Source organism: Draconibacterium sp. IB214405 (assembly GCF_033963885.1).
In the GTDB taxonomy this organism is placed as follows: domain Bacteria; phylum Bacteroidota; class Bacteroidia; order Bacteroidales; family Prolixibacteraceae; genus Draconibacterium.
In genome coordinates, this window is the sequence record NZ_JAXBMA010000003.1 from 373,847 (window position 1) to 396,392 (window position 22,546).

20 protein-coding genes are annotated in these 22,546 nt (G+C 41.0%); 17 read left to right on the plus strand and 3 right to left on the minus strand.

The annotated features are described in order from the left end of the window. Positions 1–63 precede the first annotated feature (63 nt). Positions 64–495, plus strand: a complete 432-nt coding sequence (locus tag SLH46_RS11500) for a nucleoside-diphosphate kinase (protein ID WP_320281331.1) — start codon at positions 64–66, stop codon at positions 493–495. Between the two features lie 162 nt (positions 496–657). Here the strand turns inward: SLH46_RS11500 and SLH46_RS11505 are convergent, their stop codons facing one another. Genes SLH46_RS11505 through recF form a run of 3 tightly spaced genes read right to left on the minus strand, consistent with a single transcriptional unit; the run spans position 658 to position 3,003 of the window. Next, the gene (locus SLH46_RS11505) at positions 658–1,554 is read right to left on the minus strand and encodes a D-hexose-6-phosphate mutarotase (RefSeq protein WP_320281332.1); all 897 of its coding nucleotides are present in this window, start codon (positions 1,552–1,554) and stop codon (positions 658–660) included. A gap of 55 nt (positions 1,555–1,609) precedes the next feature. Continuing rightward, entirely contained in the window at positions 1,610–1,900 is a 291-nt protein-coding gene (locus SLH46_RS11510; protein WP_320281333.1) for a DUF721 domain-containing protein, read from the minus strand. Beyond that, positions 1,897–3,003, minus strand: coding sequence for a DNA replication/repair protein RecF (gene recF, locus SLH46_RS11515; protein ID WP_320281334.1), 1,107 nt, complete (start codon positions 3,001–3,003; stop codon positions 1,897–1,899). Before recF ends, SLH46_RS11510 begins: the two co-directional genes overlap by 4 nt. Before the next feature lie 181 nt (positions 3,004–3,184). Here recF and SLH46_RS11520 point away from each other — a divergent pair, with 181 nt between their 5' ends. The 16 genes from SLH46_RS11520 to SLH46_RS11595 all read left to right on the plus strand — a co-directional run bounded on the left by SLH46_RS11520 (position 3,185) and on the right by SLH46_RS11595 (position 22,433). Further along, positions 3,185–3,871, plus strand: a complete 687-nt coding sequence (locus SLH46_RS11520; protein WP_320281335.1) for a tetratricopeptide repeat protein — start codon at positions 3,185–3,187, stop codon at positions 3,869–3,871. Between the two features lie 96 nt (positions 3,872–3,967). Further along, positions 3,968–4,453 (plus strand): 6,7-dimethyl-8-ribityllumazine synthase, encoded by a 486-nt coding sequence (gene ribH, locus SLH46_RS11525; RefSeq protein ID WP_038562481.1) that lies wholly within the window; start codon positions 3,968–3,970, stop codon positions 4,451–4,453. 47 nt (positions 4,454–4,500) lie between these two features. Next, on the plus strand, positions 4,501–5,070 hold the full coding sequence (locus tag SLH46_RS11530; RefSeq protein ID WP_320281336.1) for an AraC family transcriptional regulator: 570 nt from the start codon (positions 4,501–4,503) through the stop codon (positions 5,068–5,070). Between the two features lie 230 nt (positions 5,071–5,300). After that, complete coding sequence (locus SLH46_RS11535) at positions 5,301–6,560, plus strand: permease (protein ID WP_320281337.1); 1,260 nt, start codon at positions 5,301–5,303, stop codon at positions 6,558–6,560. A 94-nt stretch (positions 6,561–6,654) separates the two neighbouring features. Beyond that, positions 6,655–7,026 (plus strand): HYC_CC_PP family protein, encoded by a 372-nt coding sequence (locus SLH46_RS11540; protein ID WP_320281338.1) that lies wholly within the window; start codon positions 6,655–6,657, stop codon positions 7,024–7,026. Between the two features lie 79 nt (positions 7,027–7,105). Next, the gene (locus tag SLH46_RS11545; RefSeq protein WP_320281339.1) at positions 7,106–10,969 is read left to right on the plus strand and encodes an efflux RND transporter permease subunit; all 3,864 of its coding nucleotides are present in this window, start codon (positions 7,106–7,108) and stop codon (positions 10,967–10,969) included. After that, the gene (locus SLH46_RS11550) at positions 10,966–12,198 is read left to right on the plus strand and encodes a TolC family protein (protein WP_320281340.1); all 1,233 of its coding nucleotides are present in this window, start codon (positions 10,966–10,968) and stop codon (positions 12,196–12,198) included. The genes SLH46_RS11545 and SLH46_RS11550 overlap by 4 nt, the downstream gene beginning before the upstream one ends. Before the next feature lie 2 nt (positions 12,199–12,200). After that, positions 12,201–14,030, plus strand: coding sequence for an efflux RND transporter periplasmic adaptor subunit (locus tag SLH46_RS11555; protein ID WP_320281341.1), 1,830 nt, complete (start codon positions 12,201–12,203; stop codon positions 14,028–14,030). Between the two features lie 26 nt (positions 14,031–14,056). Then, entirely contained in the window at positions 14,057–14,431 is a 375-nt protein-coding gene (locus SLH46_RS11560) for a heavy-metal-associated domain-containing protein (RefSeq protein ID WP_320281342.1), read from the plus strand. Between the two features lie 144 nt (positions 14,432–14,575). After that, a complete protein-coding gene (locus tag SLH46_RS11565) occupies positions 14,576–14,965 on the plus strand; it encodes a DUF302 domain-containing protein (protein ID WP_320281343.1) in 390 nt (129 codons plus the stop codon). A gap of 382 nt (positions 14,966–15,347) precedes the next feature. After that, on the plus strand, positions 15,348–16,679 hold the full coding sequence (locus SLH46_RS11570; RefSeq protein ID WP_320281344.1) for a TolC family protein: 1,332 nt from the start codon (positions 15,348–15,350) through the stop codon (positions 16,677–16,679). 13 nt (positions 16,680–16,692) lie between these two features. Continuing rightward, positions 16,693–17,784, plus strand: coding sequence for an efflux RND transporter periplasmic adaptor subunit (locus tag SLH46_RS11575; RefSeq protein ID WP_320281345.1), 1,092 nt, complete (start codon positions 16,693–16,695; stop codon positions 17,782–17,784). A 139-nt stretch (positions 17,785–17,923) separates the two neighbouring features. Continuing rightward, a complete protein-coding gene (locus tag SLH46_RS11580; RefSeq protein WP_320281346.1) occupies positions 17,924–21,178 on the plus strand; it encodes an efflux RND transporter permease subunit in 3,255 nt (1,084 codons plus the stop codon). A 1-nt stretch (position 21,179) separates the two neighbouring features. After that, positions 21,180–21,491, plus strand: coding sequence for a hypothetical protein (locus SLH46_RS11585; protein WP_320281347.1), 312 nt, complete (start codon positions 21,180–21,182; stop codon positions 21,489–21,491). Positions 21,492–21,531: 40 nt separating this feature from the next. Then, the gene (locus tag SLH46_RS11590; RefSeq protein WP_320281348.1) at positions 21,532–21,714 is read left to right on the plus strand and encodes a YgaP family membrane protein; all 183 of its coding nucleotides are present in this window, start codon (positions 21,532–21,534) and stop codon (positions 21,712–21,714) included. A gap of 143 nt (positions 21,715–21,857) precedes the next feature. Continuing rightward, positions 21,858–22,433, plus strand: coding sequence for an HdeD family acid-resistance protein (locus tag SLH46_RS11595; protein ID WP_320281349.1), 576 nt, complete (start codon positions 21,858–21,860; stop codon positions 22,431–22,433). Positions 22,434–22,546 lie beyond the last annotated feature (113 nt).

Sequence of the window (22,546 nt, forward strand, 5' to 3'; positions counted from 1 at the left end):
ATTTTGTTAATATTGTAATTGACAAGCATTTATTATATTTTAACTAACACTAACAAATTTAAAATGGCTGGAAACAGAACTTTTACAATGATCAAACCCACTGCAATGCGCAAAAATTATGAGGGTGCAATTTTAAAAATGATTAACGATGCCGGTTTCAAAATTCGCGCGATGAAACTTACGCGTATGTCAACCACACAGGCCGGTTCTTTTTACGAAGTCCACAAGGATAAACCATTCTACGAAGGGTTGGTGAAGTTTATGAGCTCGGGACCAATTATCGCCGCTATTTTAGAAAAAGAAAATGCCATTGAAGATTTTCGGAAGCTAATTGGTGCCACTAATCCTGAAAACGCCGAAGAAGGAACTGTAAGAAAATTGTTTGCCTGCAGTGTTACCGAAAACGCCGTTCATGGCGCCGACAGCGATGAAAATGCTACGCGCGAAGCCGATTTTTTCTTTTCAACTTTCGAGCGTTTTTACGACTACGAATAAATTTTGCACCACCTTTTAAGGTGGTGATGAATGATAATTCAAATTGTACAGATTTTTCAGGAATTTTGTAGATTTTAATTTACAAAATCCCTGAAAAATCATCACCAGATACACTGTATTTTAACACCGCTCTAATGAACGGTGCAAAAAGCTCCCCTGGATTTATTCAACACTTATTACAGCAGTTGTTTCGTGTGATTCCCCCGGAGCAAGATCGATCTGATCGTTGATATTGTTCACCGTTTCGAGACAAACAAAAGTTTCGTGTCCATCGTTGGGCATATCACTCATTTGTGCGCATGCTTCTGCTCCCGGATTCCAAACCGTTGAACATTTACTACCCTCTTTTGCAATGCGGATACTGCGGTTAAAATACGGATCGTGAATAACACAATCGGTTTCGGTATCGAAATAATGACGTGTTGTAGCTTCTGAAACTTCCAGCAATTCTTCTTCCTGAACGTAACGATTTCCGTCTAACTGGTTCTCGTAATGCGTTTTTGCCAGACCGGAAATCTTAATATTCTCAATAGCCGAAAGATTAAAATAACTGTGTAAAGCAGCTGTGTATGAAATATTTTCAGAAGAAGGATTTGTCACTTTCAACGTTACCGTTAATGAACTACCGATAATAAATGTCATTTCAGCAACAAAATCAAACGGCCAGTAGGCTTTGGTTTCTTCCGACGATTTTAATTGCAGGCTAACTAAACTCTCCCCTTTATCCAGGGTGTCAACTTCGGTTACTTCCCACATTGAGGTTCGTGCAAAACCATGTTGCGGAAAAGAAGCTTCACTAACGTGTGGACCAAACCACGGAAAACAAACCGGAATTCCGCCACGTATGGCTTTACCATTTTCAAAAACGCTGTATGGGCTCATCCACAAAACATCGGTGGTACTCATTGGCCTGAAACCGGTAATTTGCGCTCCGTACAAACAAATATCAGCTTCAGCATATTTATTGGTTACCGTTACAAAAGGCATGTCGCCATCCAGTTCCATAAAACCAATTTCGCCCTCAACACCAAATTGGTCGTTTAATTCGTCTATGTTCATTTTTATTTAGTTTCAGATTTTTAGTATCCAGGATCCAAGATCAAGCATCCGGCTTTTACTTAAAGATAATTCGCGTAATAATTTCATCACCGGCACTTTCATTAATCCGGCGGCAAATCTCATCACGCATTAAAAACAATTCGTTTTTTACCACCGACGAGGTAATCTCGACATACAATATTCCATTGCGGATATAAATATTTCGGGTGTAGCGGGCGATGGTTTTTCCGAGCAGGTTTTCCCAGCCCTGAACAATGTCCACTTCTTTTAATTTCCGCTCAATGCGGTTTTCCTCGATGTACTGTTTTAAAACCTCGCTTAACGATTGTGTATTACTTCGTCTCATTCTGCCAGTTTTACTTTTCCTGTTTCTACGTGAAAAATTCGATAATCGGCATCCATTTTTTTAATAATGGTGTCGAGATGCTCGCGATTGGTATCGGTTAAAAATATCTGACCAAACTGTTCGCCTGCTACAGCCGTAACAATTTGCTCAACACGAAACTGATCCAGCTTGTCGAAAATATCATCGAGTAAAAGTATCGGTTTCTGGCCCGAAATCTCTTTTATAAACTCGAATTGTGCCAGTTTTAATGCCACCAGGTAGGTTTTTTTCTGCCCCTGCGATCCCAGTTTTTTTATTGGGTATTCACCAATATTTAAAAGCAAATCGTCTTTATGACTTCCAACCGTGGTGTACTGAACAATCCGGTCTTTTTGCAAAGCCGTTTTTAGCATTGTCGCCAAATCCGATTCATACAAATCAGATTGGTGCACCAATTCCACCACTTCGTTTCCTTCAGATATATAATTGTAGTAGCGTTGAAAAACGGGAATCAGCTTTTCAACAAAACGTGTGCGCTCCTCGTGAATGCGTGTTCCGTATTCCACCAACTGATCGTCCCAAATGCCCAACAGCTCTTCATCGAAATAACGTTCGCTGGCAAACTGTTTCAAAAGGTTGTTGCGTTGTGAAAGTGCCCGGTTGTATTTTAAAAGATCGTCGAGGTAGTTTTGATTGTACTGCGAAATTACACCGTCCATAAACTTTCGACGTTCGTCGCTGCCTCCTAAAATCAGGTTTACATCCGACGGAGTTATCATCACCAACGGAAGCAAACCGATGTGTTCCTGAAGTTTTTTATACACTTTGGTATTTCGTTTAAACTGCTTTTTCTGCCCTTTTTGTATGCCACAGTTTATACTTTCTTTTGACTCCTGACGGTTGTAATTTCCGTTCAGCATAAAAAAGTTTTCGTTGTGGTTAATATTCAGCAAATCGCTTGCATTAAAAAAGCTCTTACAAAACGACAGGTAATAAATGGCATCGAGCATATTTGTTTTTCCGGCACCGTTTTTACCGATAAAACAATTCAGCTTTGGCGAAAACTCCGCCTTCACCTCCAGAATATTTTTAAAATTTACAATTGAAATCTCTTCAATGTGCATTATCTGTTTCGTTATTTTTGTTACCACAAAACTATATAAAAAGCCTGCACAAATCTGAAATGTTGACAAAAAGCAGTTAATAACATTGTTATGTTGATTATTCTGCAAAATAAAATAAGCATTGGTTTAGCTGTTTTGAAAAAAAAGCTATTTTTGCGGCACAATTTTGAAAAAGACAGAAATGGCAAAGAAGAATGTAGAACAAGCCGATAATTTACAGGAACTTGAAAGTGCGTTAACAAAAACGGAACAGTTTGTTGAAGATAATTCGAAAATCATCAGCTATGTTGTTGGTGGAATTATTGTAGTAGTTGCAGCTTATCTTGGGTTTAACCGATTTTATGTGCAACCTAAAGAAGACGAAGCTGTATCGCAAATGTTTATGGCCGAAAATTATTTCGAAAAAGATTCATTCAATCTGGCCATTAACGGCGACGGAAACTACTTAGGATTCCTTGATATTATTGATGACTACGGTATTACAAAATCGGCGAACCGTGCAAAATACTACACTGGTATTTCATATTTGTATATGGGACAGTACGAAGAAGCACTGGATTACTTAAATGATTTTAAAACTGACGATTTACTTTTAGCTCCAGTAGCTGAAGGTGCAAAAGGTGATGCTTACCTTGAATTAGGCGAAACCGATACAGCGCTTAAACACTACAAAAAAGCATACGCTTTATCTGATAACGAATTAACAACTCCGGTTTACATGATGAAAGCAGCGAACCTGCTGGAATCGATGGACGAGTTGGAAGATGCACTGGCATTGTACGAAGATATTAAAGCACAATATCCTCAATCTACTGAAGGAACAAGTGCCGATCGCTACATTGCGCGCATCAACACAAAATTGAACTAAGAAATATTCAATCGATAGTTAAACCCCTCTTCGGAGGGGTTTTTTGTTTGTATAAACATTACTTTTGCTTTATCAGCAAATCAAAAAAGACAGATTATGGCAACAAAAGATTTATCAGCATACGATATTAATTCGGTACCATCAGCAGAAAACATGCGTTTTGGCGTGGTAGTAGCCGAATGGAACTGGGAAATTACATCGGCATTGGCAAACGGTGCAGTTGACACCCTAAAAAAACACGGCGCTACTGAAGAGAACATTTCAGTAAAATATGTTCCGGGAACTTTTGAGCTTCCTTTGGGTGGACAGTATTTTGCAGAATTAGATAACGTTGATGCTGTAATTCTATTGGGTTGCGTTATTCAGGGTGATACACGCCACTTCGACTATATTTGCGAAGGCGTAACGCAAGGCACAAAGGATTTGAACCTGAAATACAACAAACCGTTTATTTTTGGTGTTTTAACTACCAACAACGAACAACAAGCACTCGACCGTGCCGGAGGGAAATTGGGCAACAAAGGCGACGAAGCTGCCGTTACTGCCATAAAAATGGTGGCATTGCAGCAATCGTTTAAATAATGCTGACACTCCCTTTACACCTTGTTTGAGCGTTTAAATGCAACTTTATGAAACAGGTTCTTCACATAAAAAATATGGTTTGCAACCGCTGTATTAAAGTGGTAAAAGAAGAACTTGAAAAGCTCGACATTCAGATTGAAACGATAGAACTGGGCAAAGTTGGTATTTCTGAGAATCTGGATAAAGACCAAACAGAAGAAGTGCGCTCGGTTCTGAACGACAATGGTTTTGAGTTGATGGATGATAAAAAGAGCCAGCTGATCGACCGGATTAAAACCATTATCATCGAAAAAACGCACTACTCAAACGACGCAAAAGAACCCGTTAATTTCTCGGATGTCATTGCCGGAGATCTTGGTCATGATTATTCGTACTTAAGTAAGTTGTTTTCTTCGGTGGAAGGAATCACGATTGAGAAATACATCATCAATCAAAAAATAGAAAAGGTTAAAGAGCTGCTGGTTTACGGCGAACTTACCTTGAATGAAATATCCTATCAACTAGGTTACAGCAGTGTACAACACCTGTCGAACCAGTTTAAAAAGGTTACCGGATTAACGCCTTCGCACTTTAAAAAGCTTAAAGAAAACAAGCGTAAACCGCTTGACGAGGTGTAATTTCGACAAATAAGCTTTCTTCATTTCATCACCCGCAAATTGATTCTCACTGAATACCCCATCCCTAAAGGGAGCAGAGACAATCAATTCGCTCCCTTTAGGGACGGGGTAAACGAATTGATATTCAGTGCTAATCGGATGAAATCCCAAAATCTTATAAATCTAATCCAAAATCGTGTAAACAAAATCTCCCTTATCCTGCTTTACTTTGTATTGTAAAACTGAATAGAATGCAAGCAGGACAATACATAGTAAAATTTTTAGGCGATTTCGCCACCATTTTGGGTGAAATGGCCCCCTATCTTTTACTGGGATTTTTCTTTGCCGGGCTTTTGTATGCGTTTATTCCACGCGAAAAAATTGATAAGTATTTTAATGGTTCGCCATTTCGCTCATCTATTTTCTCCTCTTTACTGGGAATACCACTTCCATTATGTTCGTGCGGAGTAATTCCTACCGGAGCAGCTTTATATAAAAATGGTGCTTCAAAAGGCGGAACTGTTTCGTTCCTGATTTCTACTCCGCAAACCGGCGTAGATTCAATTTTGGCAACATTCTCATTGATGGGATTACCTTTTGCTATTATTCGTCCGATTGCCGCATTAATTACCGGAATATCGGGAGGTTTGATTACAAGTATAATTACAAAAAATGAACCTGTACCAGAGCATGTCGCAGATACAGTTTCAAAACCGAAAACACTGGGGCAAAAAATCAAGGCTATTTTTCGTTATGGTTTTGTGGAGTTCATTCAGGATATCTCAAAATGGCTGATCATCGGTCTGGTTTTAGCGGCCATTATTTCGGCTTTGATACCCAACGATTTTTTTGAGCTTTTAAACCTGTCGCCAATTTTGCAAATGCTGCTGATTTTGGTTGTATCGGTTCCCTTGTACATTTGTGCAACCGGTTCAATTCCGCTGGCGGCTATCCTTATTTTAAAAGGAGTAAGTCCGGGAGCAGCTTTTGTTCTGCTCATGGCCGGACCTGCTACCAATGCAGCTACAATTACCATGATCGGCAAAGTTTTGGGCAAAAAAAGCTTGTTCACCTATCTTGGAACAATTATTATTGGTGCATTGGGATCGGGACTGATTATCGATTACCTGCTGCCCGTACAGTGGTTCACAGAAATTACCCAACAACATTTGGGACACGACCACGGAACTCACCTGAATTGGTGGCAAATTGCTTCCGGAGTTATACTTCTTGGATTGATTTTAAACGGCTACATTCAGCGATACCGAACTCCAAAAGAACAAACTGAAACTCAATTAAAAAATAATACCATGCAATTAAAAACGATTAAAGTTGAAGGAATGACTTGCAACCATTGCAAGGCGAACGTAGAAAATAACCTGCAAAAACTGGCATTTGTAGATAGTGCAGTTGTAAACCTTGCAGAAAAAACGGTGACCTTGGAAGGTGATGATATTGATCTGGACAAAGTAAAAGAAACTGTTGAATCGATTGGCTACAAAGCGGTGTAAACCGCAGGCATGTTAAAGCTTTGTTAAACGGTTGGCCATTTCGTTTAAACCTTTAGTTTTGTATAACGTTTATATAGTACAGTCAAAAATATAAATGATAAAAAAACTCAGCCATATTATTTTAGCAACCCTGTTGTTGATCTCAACAATGGGAATGGCTGTGAGCAAACACTACTGTCACGGACAGTTGGTTTCGGTAAAACTTTTTGAAGAAGCCGATTCTTGCTGCGACGATCCAGGCTGTTGCCAGAACGAAGATCATTTTTATCAAGTAAAAGAAGATTTTTCGGCACCGGTAATTTCTGAAATTCCGGTACTTGCTGAAATCGATGTATTACATCAGACATTTCTTGATACTGACTTACTATTTCCCAACGAATTAACTGAAGAATTCGATTTAACCAACGACCCACCTCCTCCTACGGTGATGGAGTTTCTTGCGGAAGAACAGTTATACCTTTTATGAAATTATTATGATAAATTATCTGATCACGAATACTCGTGATCCCGATTTTCTATTGTATTAATTTCATAGCTAAAAAGGTATGCTAAATAAAATCATAAAGTTTTTTCTTGAAAATAAGCTGGTTACGATACTGGTTTTGATCCTTTTCGTAAGTTGGGGAATCATAACTTCTCCTTTTGGCTGGGACACCGGAGTTTTGCCAAAAGATCCGGTTCCGGTTGACGCCATTCCCGATATTGGGGAAAACCAGCAAATTGTTTTTACCCAGTGGATGGGACGATCTCCTCAGGACATTGAGGATCAGATCTCTTATCCATTGACTACTTATTTGTTGGGAATTCCCGGAGTAAAATCGATCCGTAGTTCATCCATTTTCGGATTCTCCAGCATCTACATCATTTTTGATGAAGATATTGAATTCTACTGGTCGCGTTCGCGGATACTAGAAAAGTTGAATTCATTGCCGTCCGGACTTTTGCCTGATGGTGTTCAGCCCGCACTTGGTCCCGATGCAACCGCGCTCGGACAAGTTTACTGGTACACCATTGAAGGGCGCGATAAAGACGGAAACCCAACCGGAGGCTGGGATTTACACGAAATCCGCACTGTGCAGGATTTTTTCGTCAAGTATTCGTTAAATGCTGCCGAAGGTGTTTCTGAAGTGGCTTCCATTGGTGGCTTTGTTCAGGAGTACCAGATCGACGTTAATCCCGACGCGCTGAAAGCTTACAACATCCCGCTACACAAAGTAATGCAAGCGGTTCAGAAATCGAACCGCGATGTGGGTGCGAAAACCATTGAAATTAACCAGGCTGAATACCTCGTTCGCGGATTGGGTTATATTAAAAATGTTGAGGACATTGAAAAAGCCGTGGTTGCGGTTCAGGACAACGTGCCAATTCGGGTAAAAGACATTGCAGTTGTCAGTCTCGGACCTTCAACTCGTCGTGGTGCACTTGATAAAGATGGTGCTGAGGTTGTTGGAGGTGTTGTGGTTGCACGCTACGGTGCCAACCCGCTACAAGTGATCAACAATGTAAAAGCAAAAATTGCGGATATCGCACCGGGGCTACCTTCAAAAGTTTTACCCAATGGCGTGGAAAGTCAACTAACAATCGTTCCGTTTTACGATCGTTCAACTCTGATTCAAGAAACTTTGGGGACGCTGGAAGAAGCGCTCTCTCTCGAAGTTCTCATTGTCATTCTTGTGGTAATTATCATGGTGTATAACCTGCGGGCTTCGCTTTTAATATCAAGTTTGCTTCCAATTGCTGTATTAATGGTTTTTATTGCCATGCGCTATTTTGGTGTAGATGCCAATATTGTGGCACTCTCGGGTATTGCAATTGCCATCGGAACCATGGTCGATCTCGGGGTAATTCTTTCAGAAAATATAATAAAACACACAAAGGAAGCCCCTCCCGAACAAAAACTGATAACAACTATTTATAACGGTTCGGCAGAAGTTAGTTCTGCAATCCTGACTGCAGTATCAACCACAATTGTAAGTTTTATTCCGGTATTTACCATGCAGGCTGCAGAGGGTAAATTATTTATACCACTTGCCTTTACCAAAACCTTCGCGTTGATTGCAGCACTGGTTGTCTCTCTATTTATAATGCCGGCGCTGGCACACTGGTTTTTTGGAGTACGCATCAACAGCAAAGCCATCCGGAAATGGGTAAATATTATTTTAATCCCGCTCGGAATAATTCTGCTGATTTACGGCCAAACCTGGGGAGGTATGATGATTCTCGCATTTGGATTGGCAGGCACATTAAAAGAAGTTAGAAGTCGGAAGACCGAAGACCGAAGTCTGGAAACTGTTAGTAATCGTTGGAAGACGCGTTTGCAGAAGGCGTTTAGTTTTCTGTTCGAATATCTTGAAGTAGTTATCGTACTTATCGGCGTTACCTGGCTTCTGGCAAAATACTGGCTACCATTAGGACCAACTAAAAGCATGGTAATGAATGTAGTATTTGTTGCCATTCTGCTTACCATCATTTTGGGAATATTTGCCTTACTGGAATATTACTACAAAAGAATATTAACCTGGTGTCTCGATCATAAAGCAGCATTTCTTTCCATTCCTACCTTTTTGATCATCGTGGGAATAACTGCCTGGATGGGCTTCAATAATCTTTTTGGATTTGTTGCCCGCGGATTCGACAAGCTTGGATGGAATGTTCGAACTACTGAAGTTTGGTCTACCCTTGCACACGGATTTCCGGGAATTGGTAAAGAATTTATGCCCTCGCTGGATGAAGGAAGTTTCCTGTTGATGCCCACTTCAATGCCACATTCGGGCGTTGAGTATAACCGGGAAGTTTTGGGTCAGCTTGACATGCTAATTTCCAATATTCCGGAAGTTGAATTGACTGTTGGAAAACTCGGTCGTGTAGAATCAGCGCTCGACCCGGCTCCGATTTCGATGTACGAAAACGTGATCAACTACAAACCGGAATACATGCTGAATGAAAAAGGACATCGTTTACGGTTTAAAGTAGATAAAGACGATCTCTTTATATTGACAAACGGAGAGAAGCTTAGTAATGAAGATGCATTGCATCGAGGAATTACCAGAGAAGAGCTGATTCCGGATGAAAACGGAGACTACTTCCGTAACTGGCGTGAGAAAATTAAATCACCCGACGATATTTGGGATGAAATTGTAAATGCTTCCAAGATTCCGGGCGTTACTTCGGCACCTAAACTTCAGCCGATTGAAACACGCCTGGTGATGTTACAAACGGGTATGCGCGCTCCGATGGGAATTAAAGTTTACGGACCTGATTTAACAACCATCGAAAAATTTGGCCTGCAACTGGAAGATATACTGAAAACAGTTCCTTCGGTAAAAGCTCAGGCTGTTTTTGCCGACCGGATCGTAGGAAAACCTTACTTACTTTTCGATATCGATCGGGATAAAATTTCACGTTACGGACTAAATGTGGAAGATGTTCAGCAAACCATTGAAACAGCTGTTGGCGGCATGAATATCACTTCTACGGTTGAAGGGCGCGAACGCTTCCCTGTCCGGGTACGTTACCCTCGTGAATTGCGTGATGATCCGGAATCATTGGGAAAAATTCTGATACAAACACCAACCGGCGCTCAAATTCCGCTGAGCCAGCTGGTTCATATAAAATACCAGCGTGGTCCGCAGGCTATCAAAAGTGAAGAAACTTTTTTAGTGGGATATGTTCTGTTCGATAAGAACGACGGATTTTCGGAAGTCACCGTAGTTGATGACGCCAGAAAAGCCATTCAGGAACGAATTGGTTCAGGGGATTTACAAGTTCCTGCCGGCGTGAGTTACAAATTCTCGGGAAGTTACGAGAACCAGGTTCGTGCTGAAAAGCGGCTGTCTATAGTCGTTCCGCTTGTTCTTGCAATTGTATTTCTGATTCTTTATTTCCAGTTTAAATCGGTATCCACTTCGCTGATGGTTTTCACCGGAATTGCCATGGCATTCAGTGGTGGATTTATGATGCTCTGGCTGTACGGCCAAAATTGGTTTGTCGATTTTTCAGTTTTTGGAACGAACATTCGGGAACTGTTTCAGATGGGAACTATAAATCTGAGTGTGGCAGTTTGGGTAGGATTCATTGCGCTTTTTGGTATCGCAACCGACGATGGTGTGCTCATGGCAACCTACTTAGATCAGAGTTTTGCAAAAAACCGAACCAACAACTTGAAGGGAATTCGGGCTGCTGTGGTGGAAGCGGGACAACGAAGAATAAAACCGGCAGTGATGACATCGGCAACGACGATTATTGCCTTGCTTCCTATTTTAACATCAACCGGCCGTGGCGCCGACATTATGATTCCGATGGCAATTCCTGCATTTGGAGGGATGATTTTTGCCGCCGTTACCTATTTCATTGTTCCGGTATTGTATAGCTACCGCGAAGAGCGAAAACTTAAAAAGAGTCAGTCATGAAAAAAATAACAACAATTATAATCGTTTTCATCTCAGCGTTGACTACAGTGCAGGCACAAACGCTGAGCGACTACTTTGAGATTGCGGCCGAAAATAATCCGGGACTGCAGGCTCAGTACAAGGATTTTGAGGCAGCCCTGCAAAAAGTACCGCAGGTAAGTTCCCTTCCCGATCCCACCTTTTCTTTCGGTTATTTTATTTCACCGGTTGAAACACGTGTAGGACCACAACGTGCCAAGTTTTCGCTTAGCCAGATGTTTCCATGGTTCGGAACTTTGGAAGCCCAGTCTGATGCAGCTTCGCTAATGGCCGATGCAAAATACCAGGCATTTCTCGACGCGCGCAACCGGCTTTATTATAGCGTTTCTGAAGCGTATTATCCGTTGATTGAGCTGAATCGCTTAAAAGCAATTGAGCAGGAAAATATCGAAATTCTGCAATCGTATAAAACCATTTCCAACTCCAAATTTAAAAACGGAGTTTCGCCAATGACCGATGTTTTGCGGGTAGATATCATGCTGAAAGATGCACAAACCAATCTCAGAATTCTGACTAAAAAGGAAAAACCACTGCTGGTTACCTTCAACAACTTGCTCAACAGAGACGAAAACGAAACGGTAGTTCTTCAGGATTCACTAACGATGGAGTTGTTACCTGAAAATTTTAGGAGAGATTCCTTGCTGACCAATAATCCGATGCTCGATGCAATCGATCTGAAACAACAAGCCAGCGCAAAGAGTGAGTTAGCTGCGAGAAGACAGGGACTTCCGAAACTGGGTGTTGGTGTGGATTATGCAATTGTTGGAAAACGCACCGACATGGAGGTGAACGACAACGGTAAAAACGTATTCATGCCAATGGTTTCAGCAAGTATTCCAATTTTCAGAAAAAAATACAGAGCAGCCGAAAAAGAGGCGCAGCTGACTCAGGAAAAATATTCCTTTCAAAAAGAGGAAACCATCAATTCGCTTACCTCTGGATACGAATCTATTTGGTTTCAAATTCAACAACAAAAAGATTTAATCGATTTGTATGAGGCGCAAATTCTTGAATCCAATCAAACGCTGAACCTGTTGTTTAGCGCCTACGGAAATTCGGGAAAAGACTTTGAGGAAGTTTTACGCATGCAGCAACAACTACTGAAATACGAAAAAATGAAAGCCATGGCTGAAACGCAATATCAAACCGCTTTGGCAAAACTAAATTACATCACCGCAAAAACATATTAACGATGCACACAAATAGAAAAACAATAATCATAGTTCTGTCAACACTGGCAATTGGCTTGTTGCTGGGATGGTTGATATTTGGGGGCTCAGAAAGCACCGCAACTGAGGAACATCAACATGAACACAGTGAAGAAGAAGTCGCCGGAGAGACAATCTGGACCTGCTCGATGCACCCGCAAATTCGTCAGCACGAACCCGGCGACTGCCCCATTTGCGGCATGGATTTAATTCCGCTGGAAGAAGAGCAAAATGGCGAAATTGATCCGAATGCGGTGAGTATGTCGGCGACGGCGATGCAACTGGCCAATATTCAAACAGCCGTTGTAGGCGCTGCAGAACCGCTTAAAGTGGTAAGGTTGGATGGAAAAGTTCAGGAAGATGAACGCCTGATCTTTTCGCAATCGTCGCACATTCCCGGCAGGATCGAGAATTTGCTGGTAAACTTTACGGGCGACTACGTAAAAAAAGGACAAGTGATCGCTTCAGTTTACTCACCCGATTTAGTAACTGCACAGGAAGAGTTATTTGAAGCCCAAAAAATTAAGGCTACGCAGCCACAACTTTTCGATGCGGCCAAAGAAAAATTAAAAAACTGGAAACTCACCAATGAGCAGATCAACCAGATTCTGACTTCAGGAAAACCATTGGAGACCTTCGATGTTCTGTCTGAAGTATCGGGTTATGTTACTAAGAAAAAGGTGAACACCGGAGATTATGTGCGCAGAGGACAGGCAATATACGAGATTGCAGATCTTTCAAAAGTTTGGGTGCTTTTCGATGTATACGAATCGGATCTTCCGTGGATTAAAAAAGGCGATAAAGTGAGTTATACAATTGAGTCGCTGCCCGGTGAAACATTTGAAGGAAATATCGATTACCTCGATCCGGTGATCAATCCGAAAACAAGAGTGGCAAAAGCACGCGTGGTTAAATCCAATCCGGACCTAAAACTGAAACCTGAAATGTTTGTATCAGGGAAAGTGGAAGCAAAACTACCGCAAACCGATGCACTCGTAGTTCCGAAAACTGCAGTTATGTGGACAGGTGAACGCTCGGTAATCTACGTTAAATCAGAAAACGATCAGGGCGTGTATTTTAAAATGCGCGAGGTGGATTTGGGTCCTGCACTTGGCGAAAGTTACGTTATTGAAAACGGTCTTCAGCAAGGCGAAGAAATTGCTATTAACGGCACATTCAGTATTGATGCTGCAGCGCAGCTTGCCGGAAAAATGAGCATGATGAGCCTAAAAAATGCGGGTAGTGATCAGGCAGAACATGCGATGTTTAAAGTTGGCGGAGAATGCGGCATGTGCAAAGATCGCATAGAAGAAGCGGCTCTGTCAGTATCAGGTGTTATTTCTGCTGAATGGGACGCTGAGACAAAAGACCTTCATTTAAATTACGAGGATGGTCTATCGCTTAATAAAGTGCACCATGCCATTGCAAAAGTGGGTCATGATACAGAACTGGAAAAAGCTCCTGACGGTGTGTATGATGAGCTGCCGGAATGTTGCCTTTACGAACGATTTGAGTATCAGAATACGGATAAAAAAACAGATAATTCTGCAGAACATGTCATGATAAAAGTTCGAGGAAATTGTGGCATGTGCAAAGACCGGATTGAAGAAGCTGCTTTATCGGTTAATGGTGTAGAATCGGCAAATTGGGAGAGTGAAACAGAAACGCTTCACCTGAATTTTAATGCATCAAAAACATCATCCGATGAGGTTCAGAAAGCAATTGCCGCGGTTGGTCACGATACTGAAAAATACAAAGCACCCGACGCTATTTACGAAGCTTTGCCGGAGTGCTGTTTATATAGAGAAAATTAAATACTAATCATTTAAAAAATTACGAGATGAAAACAAAAGTTTTAAGTTTAGTGGCCCTGTTTATGATGGGCGCATTTACCGTTTTTGCTGGAAATAAAACGGAAAAAATTAAAGTTAGCGGAAACTGCGGAATGTGTGAAACCCGCATCGAAAAAGCTGTAAATGCAATCGACGGAGTTTCTAAAGCGGAATGGGACAAAAAATCCAAAATGCTTGAAGTAAGTTTCGATGATTCGAAAACAAGTACTGATGCAATTGAAAAAGCGGTTGCCAAAGTAGGGCACGACACGCCGAATTACAAAGCCGATGACGAAGTTTATAAAAATCTTCCGGGCTGTTGTCATTACGATCGTACTGCAGAAACCAAAACTGAGGATGATCACAAAGGACATAAGCATTAATTTTCAATTGAACTGAAAAGAAAGGGTTTCACTGTAGATGAAGCCCTTTTTTTTACCATGCACTCTTTAAACAATACATTAACCAAACCTGTTAAAAATGGGAATGTTTTAATTTAGAATACCACATACTAAAACTTAATAACCATGAAATACTATTTTGAAACAACCATTGACTCCGACTTTAATTCCGCAGTAGAAAAAGTTAAAGAGGAACTTAAAAAAGAAGGATTTGGTGTGTTAACAGAGATTGATATTCACAGCACACTAAAAGCAAAATTGGATGTAGATTTCAGACAATATAAAATTCTTGGTGCCTGTAATCCGCCAAATGCTTATAAAGCGTTAAAAGCGGAAGAACAAATCGGCTTGATGCTTCCTTGTAATGTTGTCGTTCAGGAATCGCCGGAACCCGGCAAAATAACTGTTTCGGCAATCGACCCGGTTGCGTCGATGATGGCCGTTAACAACACTGCTATCGAACCAATTGCCCACGAAATAAAGGAGAAACTTACACATGTCATACGACAATTGTAAGTTTTGTAAAATGAAACAAAAGCCCCCAATTAATTTTGAAGATTGCATCTTCTCTCCTATTTCAACCTATTTCTATTCTCAATCCAAATCCAGTTAACATTGAAATAATGTTCATTATCCCCCAATAACTTATCCCCTAAATCAATTTTATCGCTTCATCAAATTAATTTATCATTCCACAGTAACTATAAGAATCAGAATACGTTACTACACTTAACTTTTACATAAATTTTGGAATGCTAATATGCTCACAAATCAACAACCTTAAATCGTAATAGATTTCAAAAATGACCTATCAATTATTTATATATCTATTTATATATATATTTAGATTTCAAAACATATATTTGCGCCGAAAAAAGAATCAAAAATGATTAAAAATATGTCAACACAAAAATTTAATTATCTAGTTCTATTGCTGTTATTAACGCCGGCAATATTAAAGGCACAACCCAGACCATTAAGTTTGAGCGAGGCACTCATCCTTGCAGACGAAAACAACCTTAATGTAAAAAGTGCTGAAGCCCGTGTGGAAGCCGCACGTGCTAATTACCGAATGACCAATTCTGTTTTTTTACCGGGACTGGAAGCGAGTCACACCGGAATGTCAACCAACGACCCGTTAAATTCCTTCGGTTTTAAATTGAAACAGGAGATTGTTACACAACAGGATTTTAATCCTGATCTGTTAAATGATCCGGGAAGTATCGAAAATTTCCAGACAAAAATCGAGTTACAGCAACCATTGCTGAACCTTGACGGAATTTACGCCCGAAAAGCAGCCAAAAATCAACTGGATGCAATGTCGTTTCAGACAAACAGGGTTAAACTCAATATTAAATACGAAGTAAAAAAAGCTTATTACATGTTGGAGCTTGCTGAGTCGTCGGTTGAGGTTTTAGATAAATCAGTAGCTGTAGCGGAAGAAGCTTTACGTTTAACACAAAACAATGCCAAACAGGGATTTGCTAAAGAAGCTGATGTTCTGGAAGCCTCTGTTCGTGTTGAGGAACGCAAGAATCAGTTACTTGAAGCGCAAATCCAGCGACAAACTGCCAACGACTTTTTGGTTTATTTGTTAGGCATGGAATTTAGCGAAGTAATTGAAACAACCGATTCGCTTATCCAACCGCCAATGCAGGTTCTTATCGACCGTAATTCAGTAAACCTGGAAAGCCGATCGGATATGCTGGCTTATCAAAAACAAATAGAAGCCGGCGAAAACATGGTTAAATCGAATAAAATGAAATTCGTTCCCCGCCTGAATGCTTTTGGAGCTTTTGAGTGGAACGACGAATCGTTGTTCGGTACTTCAGCGAACAACTACATGGTTGGAGCATCACTAAGCTGGAGCCTGTTTAGCGGATATAAAAATGCAGGAGCTGTTCAACACGCTACTGCACAATTGGACGAAGCACGAATTAACTACGAAGATTACCTGTCTCAAAGCCAAATTGAAATCAATCGTGCTACCCGTAAAATGGAACTGAATTACAACCGCATCCAATCGAGCAAACTCGCAAAAGATCAGGCCAAGGAGTCGTTACGAATCAGAACAAACCGTTTTGAACAAGGACTTGAAAAAACTGCCGACCTGTTGATGTCGGAAGCCCTTACATCACAAAAAGAATTAGAATACATTCAATCAATTTATAATTACAAGCAAGCCATTTTCGAAATGGAATTGCTTATCGAACAAGATATTAACGAATAACGCCATATTTAAAATGAAGACACTAGTACAAAAATCAAAACTTATAATTGCAATTGCATTGGTATCAATAATTGCAATCTCGTGTGGAAACAAAGAGAAAGAACACGCCACGGTTTCACAAGAAAAAGTTGCAGCGCAAACTGCTGTTGCCAACCTTACTGATTACCCGGTAGTACATAGTTTTTCGGGCAAACTGGAGGCCGACAAACAAAGTAATTTAAGCACCCGTATTATGGGGCAAATTCAGCGCATTTACGTAAAACCAGGTCAAAAAGTAAACCAGGGAGATCTGTTAATCCAGATCAGAAACCAGGATATCCTGGCCAAGAAAGCACAGGTTGAAGCCAGCAAAGTTGAAGCAACAACTGCTTACGAAAGCGCTGAAAAAGATTTAAAACGTTACGAAGCACTTTACGCAGATAACAGTGCATCGGACAAGGAAATGGACGACATGCGTACCCGTTACGACATGGCAAAAGCACGTTTGGCTGCCGTTGAACAAATGGAAAACGAAGTGGCAGAAAACATGCGTTATGCATCGATTCGTGCACCATACAGCGGAGTTATTACAACCAAATTCGTTCAGGAAGGCGACATGGCCAATCCGGGAATGCCTTTATTGAGCATGGAAAGCCCGTCGCAATGGAAAGTTATTGCACGCATCCCTGAAGCCGACATTGCAAAAGTTCAGCTGAATGATGCTGTTAAAGTAAAATTCACTTCAGCAAATGCAGAACTGGAAGGAAAAATTATCGAGATAAATCCATCAACAACAAATACCGGCAACCAATACAGCGCAAAAGTTTTGGTTACCGTTCCTGAAAACTGTACAGCAAAATTGTACAGCGGAATGTACGCCGAAGTATTGTTTGAGTATGGAACACAAAAACGCATCCTGGTTTCAGAATCAGCTTTGATCCACCGTGGTCAGCTGGTTGGAATTTATGCTGTTGGTCAGTCGGGAAATGCCCTGCTACGCTGGGTAAAAACCGGTAAAACATTTGGCGACAAAATTGAGATCATTTCAGGTTTATCTGATGGAGAACAATACGTTGTGAAATCTGACAGCAAACTTTTTGACGGAGCAATTATAGCTTCTAACTAACAAAAAGGTAATTCCTCTGAGAATTACCCCTGTCGCTTCAAAGAAGCTCCTGTCCCCTTTTAGGGGGACAATCGGAACAAAGTGACGATAGGGGGTCTTAAAACGGAACTTAAAAAATGAATTTAAGAAGAGAAAGAAAATGAAAACAGGATTTGCTGGCGGAATAGCCAAACAGTTTATAAACTCAAAATTAACGCCGCTGTTGATGGTCGCTTTTATGGCGATCGGTATTTACAGCTCGTACCTGACTCCCCGCGAGGAGGAACCGCAAATTGACGTACCAATTGCCGACATCCTCTTTAGTTATCCGGGAGCCAGCCCGAAAGAAATTGAATCCCGCGTAATGCAACCGCTCGAAAAAGTGGTAGCCAATATTCCCGGAGTTGAATATGTATACTCTACCTCAATGCCGGGCCAGGCCATGCTTATCGTTCAGTTTTACGTTGGTGAAGACATCGAACGTTCGTTGGTAAAAATGTACAACGAAATTATGAAGCATATGGACCAGATGCCGCACGGAACAAGTTTGCCATTGGTAAAAACACGTTCTATCGACGATGTGCCGGTGTTGGGACTAACTTTCTGGAGCGAAAATTACGACGACTACCAGTTGAAACGAATTGCGCAGGAAGTAAATAACGAAATTGAACAGGTTACCGATGTTTCGGAAACAAAAGTAATTGGTGGTCGCTCTCGTCAGATCCGTGTGATGTTGAACAATGGAGCAATGGTTCGTTACAATGTTGATGCATTGAGTATTGCACAAAAAATACAGATCGCCAACCAGCAGTTCAACACAGGCGCTTTTAACAAGAACGATGTGGAATACCTGGTTGAGGCCGGTGAGTTTCTGCAAACTTCTGATGATGTTTCGAACCTTGTTGTTGGCATCCACAACGGAAGCCCGGTTTATCTGAAACAGGTCGCCCAAATTCTTGATGGTCCTGAAGAGCCAATTCAATACGTGAATTTTGGTTACGGATCGATGGACGAGAAGAAAAATGAATTTGCAGGCGAATACCAGGCAGTAACTATTTCGGTGGCAAAACGCCGTGGTGCTGACGCGATGAAAGTTTCTGACCAGATTCTGGAGAAAATCAGCCACCTTGAAAAAGACCTGATTCCTTCTGATGTGCATGTTGATGTTACCCGTAACTACGGTGAAACTGCATCGCACAAAGTATCGGAATTGCTGATGCACCTTGCCGGAGCGATTATAGCGGTAACTTTTGTGGTAATGCTTGCCATGGGCTGGCGCGGTGGACTGGTTGTGTTCCTTTCGGTGCCAATCACTTTCGCATTAACCATGTTCAGCTACTATTTCCTCGATTACACCCTGAACCGGATTACGCTTTTTGCACTGGTTTTTGTAACAGGGATTGTTGTTGACGACTCGATTATTATTGCCGAAAACATGCACCGGCACTTTAAAATGAAAAAATTACCGTTCATCCAGGCAGCTTTGCGCTCGATCGATGAAGTGGGTAACCCAACAATTCTGGCAACATTTACCGTAATTGCGGCAGTTTTACCAATGGTTTTCGTATCAGGATTGATGGGACCTTATATGAGCCCGATGCCAATTGGAGCATCTATTGCAATGATCTTTTCATTGCTGGTAGCTTTAACGATTACTCCGTATCTGGCTTTCCGTTTATTAAAAGTTGTTGAGAAAGACGACAAGGTAAAAAAGGCATTCAAACTGGAAAATTCGCCGATTTATAAGATCTATTATAAAACGATGCAACCGATGTTGGAGTCGCCATGGAAACGCTGGACATTTATCGGAACAATTACGTTTTTACTACTCGCATCAACAACGCTTGTATATTTTAAAAAGGTAGCTGTAAAAATGCTTCCATTCGATAACAAGAACGAATTTCAGGTGATTATCGACATGCCTGAAGGAACAACTCTGGAGCGTACCGCAGCCGTTACTAAAGAACTGGCAGCATACATCGCTCAGCAAGAGGAAGTAATTAATTACCAGTCGTATGTGGGAACTGCTTCGCCGATGAACTTTAACGGTTTGGTTCGTCATTACGATTTACGTAGAGGTTCGAATGTAGCCGATATTCAGGTAAACCTTACTGACAAAACAGAACGTAAAGCACAAAGTCACGACATTGCAAAAGCCATGCGTCCGGGTATTCAGGAGCTGGCTAAAAAATTCAACGCCAACGCAAAAGTTGTTGAGGTTCCACCGGGTCCACCGGTACTTTCAACATTGGTTGCCGAGATTTACGGACCGGATTACGACCAGCAGATTGAAGTGGCCCGTCAGGTAAAAGACCTGTTTGCTGAAACTGCCGATGTGGTAGATATCGACTGGCAAATGGAAGACGACCAGGTGGAGTACAAATTCAACGTGCTAAAAGAAAAAGCAGCGCTTGCAGGCGTTTCAACGCAGCAGGTTGTAAACAGCGTTGCAATGGCACTTGGTGGTCAGGAAGTAACACAATTGTATGCCGAGAAAGAACATGACCAGGTTGGCATTGCGCTGCGTTTTTCAGAAAATGAACGTTCGAGCATCGAAGACCTGAAGAAAATAAACATCATGACTATGACCGGCCAGAAAGTGGCGCTTGGTGATGTGGTTGAAATAAAAGAAGCACTTCAGGATAAAAGTATCTACCGTAAAAACCAGAAACGTGTGGTTTATGTAACTGCCGATATTGCAGGAGAACTGGAAAGTCCGGTTTACGGAATTCTCGATATGAGCAACAACCTCGATAAAATTCAATTGCCGGAAGGTTACACTTTGAACGAAGAGTTTACACAACAACCCTTTGTACAGGATAATTACAGTTTGAAATGGGACGGCGAGTGGCAAATTACCTACGAAGTATTCCGCGATTTAGGCGCTGCATTTGCAGTGGTTCTGTTGGTAATTTACATGCTAATCATCGGATGGTTCCAAAACTTTACGGTACCGTTTGTAATGATGGTTGCCATACCACTTTCTTTGGTTGGTATTCTTATCGGTCACTGGTTGATGGGTGCATTCTTTACAGCAACTTCAATGATCGGATTGATTGCGCTGGCAGGAATTATGGTCCGAAACTCCATACTGCTCATCGACTTTATAAATCTCCGGCTTAAGGACGGAGCTCCGCTAAAAGACGCGGTAATTGAGGCCGGAGCAGTACGAACCACTCCTATCCTGCTTACTGCCGGAACAGTTGTAATTGGTGCAGTTGTAATCTTATTCGACCCTATTTTCCAAGGATTGGCAATTTCGCTGATGGGTGGAACAATTGCATCAACATTCCTAACACTGGTTATTGTACCGCTGATTTATTACATGACTGAGAAGAAAAAATATCCGGTAGAAGAAACTCCGGTGGCTGAAACTCAGGAGACCAAAAATAACTTAACTAACGAGGAAAATTAAAATGATGAAATTTGTAATTATTCAAAGTGCTGAAGCTTATCATCACGAGCTGGAGCAAATCTTTCGCGACATCCATATCAATTCGTACAGCGAATTACCGGTTGATGGATTTATGGAAAGTGCTGATGGAAATTCAGACATTTCCAACTGGTTCGGATCATCAAAAAATCCGTACCGCTATTTCATTTCGTTCACCTTTTTGGAAGAGGACAAAGCAATTGAGCTTCTTGAGCGAATCAAGAAATTTAACGAAGAAGCTGAAGGAATAAGCCCGATAAGTGCTTATATCTCGGCCATCGAGAAATTTGTTTAATCACCTATTTAGAAATTAATCACAACAAAAATAGAATACCATGAAAGAGAGAATAATACGCGCAGTTGCAGGAATATTTGTGTTGACAAGCGTTCTATTGGCCATATTCGTTAATATTTACTGGCTTGGCCTGGCAGGTTTTGTTGGATTGAATTTATTTCAATCATCGATCACCAAATTCTGTCCGCTGGAATTTTTCCTTGAAAAGGCCGGAGTAGAATAGCTCTGCAATAATATGCGTAAATTGAAAGGTTGTCTGTTACAGGCAACCTTTTCTTTTTATGTAAACTCAACTCTAATACTGTGGTATCTTTCAGTAATTTACCCTAACTTGTAGATCAAACGAACACTAATAAAAACTTAAAAATGACAGACAACACAAACAAAAAAGTTGCCGAAAGTATGTGGAAACTTATTATGGCACGTGGCATAACACTACTGGTTGTAGGATTAATTTTACTCCTGTTCCCACAGGCTACGCTTACAACCTTAATTTTTATACTCGGAATTTACTGGCTAATTGATGGGGTTGTTACCATTTACAACACCTTCAAACAAAAAGATGTGAGAAAAAACTGGTGGTGGGGTTTAATTACCGGCGGACTGGGAATTATTGCAGGATTAATTGTTGTAATAAAACCATTTTCGAGCTCGGTACTAACCACCTCTTTTTTAATGTGGTTTTTAGGTTTAGTTGCTCTGATTAACGGAATTACCGGAGTGGTTACCGGAATTCGAATAAAAAAATACCACACAGGAGAACGCTCCATGATTTGGGGAGGAATATTCTCGATCGTCCTTGGTATTATTTTAATTTCTTCGCCTTACACCTCTGCACTTGTCATTGTTAAAGTGATGGGTTCATTCGCCATTTTTGCTGGTATAATAACGCTTTTACTCGCAAACCGCGTAAAAAGGAAAGCTCAGGAAATGCAAGAATAACACCTCATTATCTTTCCAAACTAAAGGAAAATGCAAAACCCGTAATTACTGAAGGTTTTGCATTTTTTTTGTTCTAATTTCAAAAACTATCACGCACACATATTAATCATTTG